8 protein-coding genes and 2 pseudogenes are annotated in these 12413 nt (G+C 61.0%); 6 read left to right on the top strand and 4 right to left on the bottom strand.

Annotated elements, in window-relative coordinates; genetic code table 11:
- Nucleotides 1-625 precede the first annotated feature (625 nt).
- Nucleotides 626-3304 (bottom strand): magnesium-translocating P-type ATPase, encoded by a 2679-nt coding sequence (gene mgtA / locus PDMSB3_RS22110; protein ID WP_007176081.1) that lies wholly within the window; start codon nucleotides 3302-3304, stop codon nucleotides 626-628.
- Nucleotides 3305-3561: 257 nt separating this feature from the next.
- Between mgtA and PDMSB3_RS22105 the strand changes: the two genes are divergently transcribed.
- From PDMSB3_RS22105 to PDMSB3_RS22095, 3 genes are all read left to right on the top strand, one after another.
- A complete protein-coding gene (locus PDMSB3_RS22105; RefSeq protein ID WP_165187702.1) occupies nucleotides 3562-5523 on the top strand; it encodes a phosphate transport regulator in 1962 nt (653 codons plus the stop codon).
- Entirely contained in the window at nucleotides 5520-7151 is a 1632-nt protein-coding gene (locus PDMSB3_RS22100) for a PEP/pyruvate-binding domain-containing protein (RefSeq protein ID WP_165187700.1), read from the top strand. Before PDMSB3_RS22105 ends, PDMSB3_RS22100 begins: the two co-directional genes overlap by 4 nt.
- A gap of 184 nt (nucleotides 7152-7335) precedes the next feature.
- Nucleotides 7336-7554, top strand: coding sequence for a YdcH family protein (locus PDMSB3_RS22095; RefSeq protein WP_007176078.1), 219 nt, complete (start codon nucleotides 7336-7338; stop codon nucleotides 7552-7554).
- A gap of 134 nt (nucleotides 7555-7688) precedes the next feature.
- Here PDMSB3_RS22095 and PDMSB3_RS22090 read toward each other — a convergent pair whose 3' ends face one another.
- Nucleotides 7689-8570 (bottom strand): aldo/keto reductase family oxidoreductase, encoded by an 882-nt coding sequence (locus PDMSB3_RS22090; protein WP_165187698.1) that lies wholly within the window; start codon nucleotides 8568-8570, stop codon nucleotides 7689-7691.
- Between the two features lie 89 nt (nucleotides 8571-8659).
- On the opposite strand from PDMSB3_RS22090, the gene PDMSB3_RS22085 reads away from it, so the two are divergent.
- Complete coding sequence (locus PDMSB3_RS22085; protein WP_007176076.1) at nucleotides 8660-9322, top strand: TetR/AcrR family transcriptional regulator; 663 nt, start codon at nucleotides 8660-8662, stop codon at nucleotides 9320-9322.
- A 158-nt stretch (nucleotides 9323-9480) separates the two neighbouring features.
- Here PDMSB3_RS22085 and PDMSB3_RS22080 read toward each other — a convergent pair whose 3' ends face one another.
- The gene (locus tag PDMSB3_RS22080; protein WP_165187696.1) at nucleotides 9481-10611 is read right to left on the bottom strand and encodes an MBL fold metallo-hydrolase; all 1131 of its coding nucleotides are present in this window, start codon (nucleotides 10609-10611) and stop codon (nucleotides 9481-9483) included.
- 86 nt (nucleotides 10612-10697) lie between these two features.
- Here PDMSB3_RS22080 and PDMSB3_RS22075 point away from each other — a divergent pair, with 86 nt between their 5' ends.
- Nucleotides 10698-11321: a TetR/AcrR family transcriptional regulator gene (locus PDMSB3_RS22075; protein WP_007176074.1), complete on the top strand. Its 624-nt coding sequence runs from the start codon at nucleotides 10698-10700 to the stop codon at nucleotides 11319-11321.
- Nucleotides 11322-11417: 96 nt separating this feature from the next.
- On the opposite strand, the pseudogene PDMSB3_RS22070 reads toward PDMSB3_RS22075, so the two are convergent.
- Nucleotides 11418-12103 (bottom strand): annotated as a pseudogene (locus tag PDMSB3_RS22070) (substrate binding domain-containing protein); the annotation flags it as partial.
- On the opposite strand from PDMSB3_RS22070, the pseudogene PDMSB3_RS22065 reads away from it, so the two are divergent.
- A pseudogene (locus PDMSB3_RS22065) lies at nucleotides 12089-12325 on the top strand (PCC domain-containing protein); the annotation flags it as partial. The pseudogenes PDMSB3_RS22070 and PDMSB3_RS22065 sit on opposite strands and share 15 nt — an antisense overlap.
- Nucleotides 12326-12413: the final 88 nt, after the last annotated feature.

The following is a 12413-nucleotide window of genomic DNA, read 5'->3' as shown; positions in this document are numbered from 1 at the left end:
CGATAAAGAAAGCATGTCGGTTGAGCGGAATCACGAGCCATGCGCCAGAGATCACATGCGGTTGCATCCTGGGCTGCGCGCCTGGATATACCGCATTAACAGTACGCACCCTTCGGTTTTATAACTTCCTTATACGGTCGATGACAGAATCTCGAAATCGGAGAGCGAGGTTCCAGATGTTCTGGATGAGATGTCGTCAGTACAGGAAAATGGCAGCAGTGAATATCGAACATGCCGGTAGGAACAGAAGCGTAATCGTCGGCCGTCAGATCCAGCGCCGCTGGTGTCGGGGGCTTGTAGCTACTGCGAGTGTTTCTACGGTGCTGGCGATTGGCTCGGGGTTTACCACTGTCGGAGTCGCTATCTCCGTCGCCGCAATTTTGCCGTTCGCGTTCTTTTCGTAGACGGTTGCCGCAAGCGCTTGTAGGAATACGCCAAGGTGTACTGACGCCGCGAAACGCACGAAGTGTATGGATCGACCATACGCCGAGGATGTGTTTCTACGAGCGCTTGCGGCAGCGTTGCGCTACTCACTCGCGGCGAAGGAATCCGTAGCCCTGGCAGCGGTCCACGCCGCGAGCCGCCTGACTCCCGTTCGCCGGCATCATCGCGCAAGTTCCAGCACTCAATCCAGCCCGAATCGCCGCACAAACCAGGTTTTCATCAGATGCGTCAGCACGGCGTAACTCAGGAGGATCAGCACAAGGGCCGGCCAGTACGCCGACGGCAATGGAATGAAGCCCAGGAACGTGCCGAGCCACGTATAAGGTATGGCGATTCCCACGCCGGCGATGATGAGACTCGTCGCGATCAGCGCCGCACTTGCGCGACTCTGCAGGAATGGCACCTTCGAAGTCCGGATGATATGGATGATCAGCGTCTGGGTGAGCAGCGACTCCACGAACCAGCCCGTCTGGAACAGCGAAGGCTTGTCCCACGCGCCGAAGACATAAAGCATCATGAAGTAAGTCACATAATCAAAGATAGAACTGATCGGCCCGATCAGCAGCATGAACTTGACGATGTTGCCGATATCCCAGCGCCGCGGCACACGCAGGTACTCTTCGTCCACGTTGTCGGTGGGAATGGCGGTCTGCGAAAAGTCGTATAGCAGGTTGTTCGTGAGCACCTGGATCGGCGCCATTGGCAGGAACGGCAAGATGATGCTGGCGCCGAGCACGCTGAACATGTTCCCGAAGTTCGAACTGGCGCCCATCTTGATGTACTTGGTAATGTTGCCGAACACCTTGCGGCCTTCGAGCACGCCTTCGCCAAGAACGGCAAGGCTCTTCTCCAGCAGAATGATATCGGCGGACTCTTTGGCGATGTCGACCGCGCTATCAACGGAAATGCCGACGTCCGCAACCTTCAGCGCGGGCCCGTCGTTGATGCCGTCCCCCAGGAAACCGACGACATGTCCCTTCCGATGCAACGCGTCGATGATCGAGGCCTTTTGCGACGGCGATACTTTGGCAAAAACAGAAGCGGTTTCCGCCAGATCCGCCAACTGAGCGGGCGACAGTGTTTCGAGTTCCTTGCCAAGCACGACCCGGTCCACCGTGAGTCCAACCTCATGGCAGATCTTGCGGGTCACGATATCGTTGTCCCCGGTAAGAATCTTCACCTGCACGCCGCGCTCTTTCAACGTTGCGATCGCCGCCGCGGCCGTCTCCTTCGGTGGATCGAGAAACGCAATGTAGCCGAGCAATATCAGATCGGCCTCGTCGCCGACCGTATAGGTAGCCTGCTGCGGCGGCATCTCCTTATAGGCGACCGCGACGACCCGAAACCCGTCTGCATTGAGCGCAGCGGTGGCTTCTTTTGCCGCGGTGAAATTGCGTTCGTCGAGCGTGCCCATATCGCCGTTGATCACATAACGGGTGCACGCCGAGAAAATCTCCTCCACCGCCCCTTTGCAGATCAGGATGTGAGCACCGTCTCCCCGCGCGAGCACGACTGACATGCGGCGCCGCTCGAAATCGAACGGCATCTCGTCGATCTTGGTGTACTGCTCGTGTACCTTGAGTTGCTCATGAAGCTCCACATGCTTTAGCACGGCGACATCGAGCAGGTTCTTGAGACCCGATTGGTGCGCGCTGTTCAGATAGGCATATTCGAGCACCTGATCCGATTCGTCTCCGTGTAGATCCAGGTGGCGTTTGAGAATGATGCGGTCCTGCGTCAGCGTGCCGGTCTTGTCCGTGCAAAGAACATCCATCGCGCCAAAATTCTGGATCGCATTGATGCGTTTCACGATGACTTTCTTCCGCGACATCGCAATCGCACCCTTGGCGAGATTGACGGTCACGATCATCGGCAGCATCTCGGGCGTGAGTCCCACCGCCACCGCGACCGCGAAGAGCAACGCCTCGAACCAGTTACCTTTGGTCAGGCCATTAATGACGAATACGAGCGGAACCATCACCAGAATGAAAGCCATCATCAGCCAGGTGAATCGTGCAATGCCTTTGTCAAAGCTCGTCTCGACGCGTTGCGCGGCTATCAGGTCGGCGACGCGGCCGAAAGCCGTCCTGCCGCCCGTGAGCACAACGACACCGCAGCCGACACCGCTGACAACGGCACTGCCCATGAAACAGATATTCGGCAGGTCGAAATGCGTCTGCGCGGCGCCGCCGGAGGCATGCGCCACTTTCTCGAGCGGCATTGCCTCGCCGGTCAGTGTCGATTGATTGACGAACAGATCTCTCGCCGAGATCAGCCGCAGATCGGCGGGAATCATGTCGCCGGCCGACAACAGGACGACGTCGCCCGGCACGAGCTGCTCGATGGGAATGTCGACATGATCCGCTTCGGTTCCCGTTGTACGCCGGCGCACCGTGGCGGTCGTGCGCACCATCCGCCGCAGTGCATCCGCGGCTTTGTTCGAACGGTGCTCCTGAAGAAAACCGAGCGAAACGCTGAGCACGACCATCACCGCGATCATGATCGTGGCGCGTGAATCACCGAGGAAGTACGATGCGCCCGCCAGCGACAACAGCAGCAGGTTCAGCGGATTGACCGATCTGTTGGCGAGTTCACCGAGGATCGTGTGGCGCACTTCGTGAGCCACCTGATTGGAGCCGGTAGTACGTAAGCGCTCTGCTACCTCCTCGGCGGAGAGGCCGCTCGCCGCACTGTGCAGCCGCTGGAGCGCTTCGTCAGGTGAAACCCTCGCGAACTCGGTGAGCGTTTCGCTGCAGGTGGCCGACACGTGCACAGTGGCCGGCGACGGCGAACGTCGCAGCCAGGTCGTCAGGACCGGGATCATGGTGCGCATGCCATATTTGCCGTCGAGAAATATCATGGCCTGGTCGATCGGAAGTTGAACAACACCGGCGCCCTTCGTTTGCGGAAAAGGAGAGGTGAGGAAGAATTCTCGTGCGAATTCTTCCTCACCATCATGCACCCTGCACACGTCATATGCGGTTCTGCGGATGCTCGCGCAGGTCAATCGGCGCTCAGTTGACGTGTATCAACGAACGCTCCCGCGTGGCCACCGCTGTCAGGAAAGTGTCATATAGGCAGCCGAGACTGGGCGAGTTACCCAGACAACCGGCTGCCATGACGCAAAAGACCCAAGCAATCGCTGCAATGGGACAGCGCAGCCTGCTGCTGCCAGGCTGGATCAAGGCGGCGCTGTCTGCCAACGACCGCCTGAAGCTCTACCTGAGCGTGCTGCAGGTTGCATTCGCGCACGCTGAACATCCCGACCGCGAATTACCGGATCTGACTGCGGAACTTGTCGCCGCTCACGTCGACGCGCCCTGGCTTCGGGACATGCCGGCGAGCGCTTCGCTGGTCGACGGCACGCTGTTGTTGCCCGATCTCGCACGTCTCGTACAGCGTCTCGCCGAAGATCTGGAGACGATGGCGCGGCCGCTCCTTCAACCGGATGATCCGGCAAACGCGTTGCACACGCGTGTCCAGCACTGGCTGGACGAACTCGACACGCTGCGCGGCGAACGCCTTGGCCGCCCGCAATTGCAATCGCTGACGCGCGGCCAGCGAACCAATGGCGACGACAGCCTGCATTTGCTGGTGATGGACCTTCACCATGCGCTCAACCAGTTGGCGAGTACGCTCTCCAGCGAGGAGATCGACGGCGCGCACGTGTGGCAACTGCAACCGGCAGATCGCGCGCGCGTCGTCGCGTTCATGCGCGGGCTGAACCGCACGGCGCCGCTCAAATTCGACCATCCCGGGCTCGACACGGCCGCGACGCGTGACGGCGAGCGGCTGCTGGTGCAGAACGACATCGGCACCAATGATGTACATGTACTGGTCGTGCAGATCGAAGGCCTGACGATCACGCTGAGTTATTCGGATCTGCACCGGCCGCGCTTCGAGTTCTTCCAGGCGCTGCTGGTGCCTTATGGTGCGAAGTGGAGCGACCTGCAATCGAAGGTGAACGCCACGCTGAACGAAGGCGACGCCTACACGTTCGGCGTTGCACGCTTCGATTGCGCCGACGAGCGGGCGCTCGAAACCACGCTGGAAGGAATCGGATCACGCATCGTGTTCCTGATCGACTGGAACAGAGCCCGCAAGCGGCTGCTCTCGTTTGTCGACAAAGACCACGCCATCGAGGTCTTGCGCGAGGCAGTCCGGCTCGAAGCCGGCCACATGGCCTGGTTGAAGGCCGGTGGCGAAGAGCTCATCTACGCTGCCATGCAGGCCGTCGGTCAAGGGTCGTTTCGCATCGGCGACCGGCTCGACACGGTGCTTGGCGCGAACGATGCGCGAGCGTTCATGATCGAAGTGCTGCAGATGGCAAGCCACGCCCTGCTCAGCGGGCAACCCGTGGCGCTCGTCGCAGATCAGACGCGGTTGTTGCTCGCGCGGCGCGTGCACCAGCACAGCAGCGCGTTCGAACTGCTGGAGGAGCACGCAGGTTACTGCCATGCACTCGCGCAAGCGGTAAGCGACGGCCTGACGCACGACGTCATGTCCGCGCCGCCGGCGGGCGAGAACCCCGCGCAAGCACAGGCCGCCAGAGCCAAGGCATGGGAGCGGCAGGCGGACCATCTGGTGATGCGCGCGCGTGAGCAGGCGCAGCGTCAGCCTCGCTGGCAGCCGTTCAAGCACCTTCTCGAACTCTCCGACGACATCGCCGACGCACTCGAAGAAGCCGCGTTCCTGATGAGCCTGATCGCCGACGGTCATCAGCAAGGCTGGGACGGCAATGTTCACGAATCGCTGTCGCGCCTCGCACAAACCGTGCTGATGGCCACCCAGGAGCACGTCAAGTCGCTCGCTATTGCGCGCTGCCTCGGTAACGCAAGCGATACGATCGACAGCGATGCCTTTCTGGCCGCGTCGTGGAACGTGCTGCGTTCAGAGCGCCAGTGCGACGAACTGCTGCGCGCGGCACGCCGCGCCATTCTCGCCGTCGTACGCGACGCCGCCGCATTGATGCTCGCCCACGACCTCGCGAACACACTCGAACTGGCCTCGGATCGTCTGCTGGTGGCCGGTTACGCGTTGCGCGACGTCGCATTCGGTGAAACCGGAGCGAACACATGACAGCACTTCAACCTGACGCCGTTCAACTCTGGCCCGACGAGGTCTATCTGATCGGCTGCGACGGCGCACCGCGCGGCAATCCCGACCCGGCTGGCGCGTCGGCGGAAAAGGTCGGTTTCAAGGCCTACAACCTGCTGCGCATGGCTGAGCTCGACCTGCCGGTGCCGCCGGCTTTTGTGCTCGGCACGCACTACTGCCGCGATGCTCAGGCGCGCGAAACCGCGACTGCAAGCACGGTATGGGAACCCGGTCTGCACGAACTGGAACGCACCACCGGTCAGCGCTTCGGCGATGCACGCCAGCCGCTCCTGCTCTCGGTGCGCTCGGGCGCCCCCGTGTCCATGCCAGGAATGATGGATACGCTGCTTAACGTCGGCCTGTGCGATACCACGCTTGCCGGCATGCTCCGCCAGACCGGCAATCCCCGTCTGGTCTGGGACACTTATCGCAGGCTAGTTGCCAGCTACGGTGAACTGGTGGCCGGCGTGCCCTCGTCTATCTTCGAAGCGGAATACACCGCGTTCGCCGGGACACGCGACGAGCACGGACTCGATTTCGCCGAACTGCGCGAACTCACGCATCGTTGCCTCGCCGCCTATGAGCGCGCCGCCGGCCAGCCATTTCCGCAGGATCCGCAGGTTCAACTGGCGAATGCCATCGGCTCGGTGCTCGCAAGCTGGCAATCGGACAGGGCATGCGCTTACCGCAAACAGTGCGGTATCAGCGACGCAATCGGCACTGCCGTGACGGTGCAGACGATGGTGTTCGGCAATGCCGGCGGCCGTTCGGGCGCGGGCGTCGGATTTACGCGCGATCCGGTCAGCGGCGAGCCGAAGCTTTGGGTCGACTTCCTGTTCAACGCCCAAGGAGAAGATGTCGTATCGGGCCGGCGTAGCGCGCGCGGCCACGAAGAACTGGCCCAGGCGATGCCCGCGGTCTGGAAGGCATTGCAGGATGCCGCGACGCGACTCGAGCATGCGCTCGACGACATGCAGGACGTTGAGTTCACAGTGCAGGACGCGCGCCTGTACATGTTGCAGACGCGTAATGGCAAGCGCACGCCGCAGGCCGCCGCGCGGATCGCGCTGGATCTGCTCGACGAGGGCGTGATCAGTGCCGACGTGGCACGCGAGCGCACCGCCGCACTGAAACCCGCTGCATTGACACGCACGCGTATCGTGGCATCGGATGATCGCCCCTTGACGCCGCTCGCGCATGCCGCAAGTGCGAGCAACGGCGTCGCGGCAGGGGAAATCGCCTTCGACGAAGCACGCGCACGCACGCGCCATGCCGCCGGCGCATCGGTCGTGCTGGTGCGGCGCGACGCCGAGACCGACGACATCGCCGCGCTGGAAGTGGCGGCGGGTCTGCTCACGCAGCGCGGCGCACGCACCTCGCATGCGGCGGTTGTGGCACGGCAACTCGGCAAGGTCTGCCTTGTGGGCTGCACGGCGTTGCGCCTCGACGAGTCGGCACGCACGCTGCAATTGGGCGATACTGTCTTGCATGAGGGCGACGAAGTGACCCTCGACGGCAACGACGGTGCAATCTATGCGGGCACGGCACGCACGGTCGTCGAACCGATGAGCGAACTGCAGGCACGCCTTGAGCGGCTGCGCGCGCCGTAAGGCGGGCTGCGTGATTGGCGAAGCCGAAGCGATTGAGCGATTGGCGATAACGCCTTTTTCATCAACGGCGCCGCGCCCGACCGATAGCACCTTGACAAGAATCAAGGTTGAGCATTCCATCTGGTGAAACACTAACCCATGAAAGGCGAGATCTTTCGCCTGTGATCCAAAAAAGGAGTGTTGAATGTTCCCCGAATTTCGCGACCTGATTTCCCGCCTCAAAACCGAAGACGCTCATTTCTCGCGGCTCTTCGAACGTCACAATGAACTGGACCACCAGATCAGCAACATGGAAACGGGCGTTACCCCTTCCGACAACATCGCTATCGAAGCACTAAAGAAAGAAAAGCTTCAGCTCAAAGACGAGCTCTACGCTGTTCTGAAGAAAGCTTCCGCAGCGTAACCTGCGTTCCCCCGGTGATGAACTCACGTAGACACATCGTCGGGGAATGAAGTATCGAGCGGCACTCAGTGACTAACCGCACAGAGACCGCTTTGCGACTCTCTCCTTGATCCGGCCTCGAAAGCCCAATCGACTCAGTCCTGCGTATCCCCGGCACCGATTGTGTCCAACGACGCCAGGACATTCTCCGGCAACTGAAGATTCACGCTTTCAATGTTCTGTTCCAGATGCTCGACCGACGAGGTTCCGGGTATCAGCAGAATGTTCGGCGCGCGCTGTAGCAGCCATGCCAGGGCGACCTGCATCGGTGCCGCATCGCATCGATCCGCAGCGTCGCTCAGCGCATCGGCTTGCAGCGGAGAGAAGCCCCCGAGCGGAAAAAACGGGACATAGGCAATGCCATCTTCTGCAAGATGGTCAATCAGTGCGTCGTCGTTCCGGTGAACGAGGTTGTACATATTCTGCACGCACACAATGCTCGTAATCGCGCGGCCCTGCCCCACCTGCGTTGCGGTCACATTGCTCAGCCCAATGTGCCGGATCAAGCCTTTCGCCTGAAGCTCCGCGAGCGCCGTCAAAGGCTCTTCAATGTCGCCCTCGGTCGGTGCCGCGACGTCGAACATTACACGAAAGTTCACGACGTCCAGCGCATCGAGACCGAGATTGCGAAGGTTGTCGTGCACCGCCGACTCCAGTTCGGCCGCTGACGACGCAGCGTTCCACGATCCATCGCTACCTCGTCTGGCACCTACCTTCGTGACAATGGTCAGCGCATCAGGATAGGGATGAAGCGCCTCGCGGATAAGCTGATTTGTGACGTGGGGGCCATAAAAATCGCTCGTATCGATGTGGGTGATTCCTCTTTCGATAGCGGCACGCAGCACGGCTATCGCTGCGCCGCGGTCTTTCGGTGGGCCGAAAACGTGAGGGCCTGCTAGCTGCATCGCGCCGTAGCCCATGCGCGTAACAGGCAGATCGCCAAGTTGAAAAATGCCGGCCCGCGTAACTTCAGTCATTGATGCACTCCTTCTTTCGGGTTGTCGTTTCCGTAGCTGCGGGGTGTGCGGATAGAATACGAATAATCATTCAGATTGTGAATTCGCATATGCGGACCGATAACGGACAGGGGCTGAACGCCCGCAAACAGCCGCAACAGGCGCGCTCCCAGGCGACTGTGGACGCGATCTTCGATGCGACTATTCAGGTTTTGCTGGCTGAGGGGTTGCAGCGACTTACCACCATCCGCGTGGCGGAAAGAGCCGGAGTATCGGTTGGAACGCTTTACCAGTACTTTCCTCAAAAGCAGGCGCTTCTTTTTGCCGTGCTGCAGCGGCATCTGGAAAGAGTGGTGAGCGCGATGGAAAAAGCCGCTGCGTCAGCGCACCACGCTTCTTTGTCGGCAATGGTGAAGGCTGTGGTTGCGGCATTCGTAAAAGCAAAAACCGAGAATCTGGACGAATCGCGCGCCCTATACGCGGTTGCCCTCGAACTCGATTCACGCAGCTATGTTCGCGAAGTGGAGGCGCGCAACCGCGCGGCGCTGGAAGCCATGCTGAAGACGGCCTCCGATGCGGATTTTGACGACATTGCCATGACCACTTTCATGTTCATGGGAGCATTGGTCGGTCCCATACGTTTGCTGCTTGAAGCGAAGTCGCCGCAATCAATGATCCGGAAGTTTCGCGTTGAACTTGAATCGCTCTGTCTCGGGTATCTGGAACGGGAAGCGCATCCAAAGCGTTCAACGGATCAGACAGGATCCGCGTGAGTTTCGTCTAAGGCACGGCGCCCTGCGGCTCAAACATGAAAGGTCATATTCATGCGCGCGTCGCGGCGTTGTGCACCGCGGACGACGAAACCCCGAACAGGTTAATCCGGCGACCTCTGTCCGCTGTCATTCACGGATCACCCGACGCGCACAAGCAATCACGAAGACTTCGCGTCCCCGACATTGCGCGAAGCACATAGACGCCAGGCGGCCTTTGGCGCGGCGGCGGGCTCGACGGCGTGGCGCCACCAGCGTTCGCCGCGATGCGGCGCGCTCAGATCCAGCCGCTCGCCCATGCCGGGCGTCGACAGCGCGACACCGCGCACGAGAGCCAGCCCCATCACCCTTTCGAACGGCTCCTGCCAGTGGTGCATGGCGAGGTCGAAAGTGCCGTTGTGAATCGGCACGAGCCACTGGCCGCGCAGATCGATGTGCGCCTGCACTGTTTCTTCGGGCTGCATATGAACGTACGGCCACTGCTCGTCGTATGCGCCGGTCTCGACCAGCGTGACGTCGAATGGTCCGAGGCGCTCGCCGATAGTCCTGAACCCATCGAAGTAGCCAGTGTCGCCGCTGAAGAACACGCGCAGATCATCGTCGACTATCACCCACGACGCCCATAACGTGCTGTTGCCGTCGAACAGGCTACGACCCGAAAAGTGCTGCGCGGGCGTAGCGGTGAACTGCATGCCGTCCACCTCAGTGTCTTGCCACCAGTCGAATTGCCGTACCTTCGAGGCGTCGATGCCCCATTCGATCAACCGGTCGCCGACGCCGAGCGGTGTCAGAAACACGCCGGTGCTCTGCGCAAGCAAAAGCACGGTTTCGCGATCCAGGTGGTCGTAGTGGTCGTGCGAGAGGATCACGCCTCGTAGCGGCGGCAAATCGGCGAGCGCGATGGGCGGCGCATGAAAGCGCTTCGGGCCGAGATTGCGGAACGGAGAAGCGCGCTCGGCGAACACCGGATCGGTCAGCCAGAACTGGCCGCGCAGCTTCAGCAGCATCGTTGAATGACCGAGCCGGTAGAGGCTGCGGTCCGGTGCCGCGTCGAGTTGCGAACGCGTCAGCGCTTCGATCGGCAACGCGGCTGTCGGCACCGTGCCGCGCGGTTTGTTGAACAGCACGTTCCACACAATGCCCAGTGTCTTGCGCAGGCCTTCGGCGGGACGCGGCTTGACGTTGCGAAAGCGTTCGCCGTCATGCTGAGGTGAGTGGCTGGACAACGCGCGGCCGCGTTGCGCGGCGGTAAGGCCGAGCACGCGGCTGACAAAGGCGGGAAGCGACGTCATAAGGTAGGCGGTCCGGGGAAAAAATGTACACTCCGCAGTGTAGTTTATTTTCGAGAAAAGTAAACTGCCCGGTGTAAAATCTCTGTATGGAATCTAGTGCCATCCCTGCCATCCCTCAGCGCCTGACTGATCGTAAGCGTGTCGCCATTGTTAGCGCCGCAATCGAGGAATTCCTCGCGGCCGGCTACGACGCGACCAGCATGGATCGTATCGCCGCGCGCGCGAACGCCTCGAAACGTACGGTCTATAACCATTTCCCAAGCAAGGAAGCACTTTTCGCGGCGATTCTCCATCAACTGTGGGACGCGAGCCAGCAGGGCGATGTTCCCGCCTACCGCGCCGACGAACCGTTGCGCGCACAACTGCTCGACCTGTTGAGCCGCAAGCTTCGGTTGCTGAACGACGAGTCCTTTCTGTCGCTTGCACGTGTGGCGATCGCGGCCGGTATCCATTCGCCGGAGCGGGCGCGGGACATGGTTGCCCGCCTCGGCGAACGCGAGGAAGACCTGACCGTGTGGGTGCGTGCCGCCGCCGCGGACGGCCGTCTCAAGACCGACGATCCGCTTTTCGCGGCGCTGCAGTTGCAGGCGCTGGTGAAGGGTTTTGCGTTCTGGCCGCAGGTGACGATGGGCCAGGCGCCGCTTGGCGAACGGGAACAAAGGCAGATCGCGGAATCGGCCGCTGATATGTTTCTCGCGCGATATGCGTGAGCGGATGTAACGCCGGCGAAGGCCGCTTTGCATCGAAGTCCGGCCGCACATACACAGTTAGCGGACACGAGATTTGTATCGTACAGGCTGAGTGCGCTACGACGCGCCGGTGAACCGCTTCAATCGCGACTTGAACCGCGCAAGCTCTTTGTCCGCGAGCACGTAATCGTTGCAGTCATGCAGGCGAGCGAAGGCGAGATCCAGAAAGGCTCGGACTCGCTTGGGCTGAGCAGTTCGGTTTCCGTAATAAAGATGCAACCCGATGTGCGCGCTCATATGCTGCAGGAGGACTGGCACCAGTCGTCCCGCCCGGACATGGGACGCAGCCGAGAAACTCGCGAGTTGTCCAATCACTTGCCCCGCGAGTACGGCTTGCACTTCAAGTTCGGTGTCGTTGGTCGCAAACGCGGGGGACATCTGCCGATGTTCGCGCTTGCCATCGAAGCTCAGGTACCAAGGCGCGACCTTGCCCGTGACGGGATGCCGGAACACGCTACAGCGGTGCGCCGCCAGGTCGTCCAGTGTCGATGGCGTTCCGTACGCTTCGAGATAGTCGGGTGTCGCGCACACAAGCATCTGGATGGGAATAGCTGTCGACCAATTACGCCCTCGCTGGCCGACGCCCCGATCCGGAAGCCGACATCGACGCGATCCAGCACCCAGTTGCCGATACCGTCATCGAGTTGGACATCCGGCTGAATACCGGGGTGCTCGCGACAGAACTCGTCGAGCAGCGGCATGAGGATAGCGGCGAACGACGATTTCGGCCCAACGGAGCGCATCTGCACATGTCGGTTGCCGACCCGCGTGGCCAGGTGTCTGGTGGTCACGTGGCGCGCGGTTGCATGATCCGCACAACCGCAGAGATATTGCTGGTGCTTCTTCCCGAATATCGCTTCTCCCGTGAGCGCGACCCGGGTTCAGGATTCATGGAACTTGTGATACGGAATGAACTACCCACGGATCACGCTCACCCCACACGTCCGGACAGCATCGACAAATAGTCATTTCGCCCCTGAACCGCTCTTCGAACCGACACCATCGCAGCGGTCTATTCCGGCATGGTCATCGGCCCCTTTCCCCTCAATTCGT

This window comes from Paraburkholderia dioscoreae (assembly GCF_902459535.1).
Taxonomy (GTDB): Bacteria; Pseudomonadota; Gammaproteobacteria; order Burkholderiales; family Burkholderiaceae; genus Paraburkholderia; species Paraburkholderia dioscoreae.
Note: the sequence above shows the minus strand (reverse complement) of the source record. Positions and strands in the feature narration are given on the sequence as shown.

Coding starts and splice junctions, on each gene's coding strand:
- PDMSB3_RS22090 (WP_165187698.1), bottom strand. CDS start 8,570: ATGACTGAAGTTACGCGGGCCGGCATTTTTCAACTTGGCGATCTGCCT.
- PDMSB3_RS22095 (WP_007176078.1), top strand. CDS start 7,336: ATGTTCCCCGAATTTCGCGACCTGATTTCCCGCCTCAAAACCGAAGAC.
- PDMSB3_RS22075 (WP_007176074.1), top strand. CDS start 10,698: ATGGAATCTAGTGCCATCCCTGCCATCCCTCAGCGCCTGACTGATCGT.
- PDMSB3_RS22105 (WP_165187702.1), top strand. CDS start 3,562: ATGACGCAAAAGACCCAAGCAATCGCTGCAATGGGACAGCGCAGCCTG.
- PDMSB3_RS22100 (WP_165187700.1), top strand. CDS start 5,520: ATGACAGCACTTCAACCTGACGCCGTTCAACTCTGGCCCGACGAGGTC.
- PDMSB3_RS22080 (WP_165187696.1), bottom strand. CDS start 10,611: ATGACGTCGCTTCCCGCCTTTGTCAGCCGCGTGCTCGGCCTTACCGCC.
- mgtA (WP_007176081.1), bottom strand. CDS start 3,304: ATGATATTTCTCGACGGCAAATATGGCATGCGCACCATGATCCCGGTC.
- PDMSB3_RS22085 (WP_007176076.1), top strand. CDS start 8,660: ATGCGGACCGATAACGGACAGGGGCTGAACGCCCGCAAACAGCCGCAA.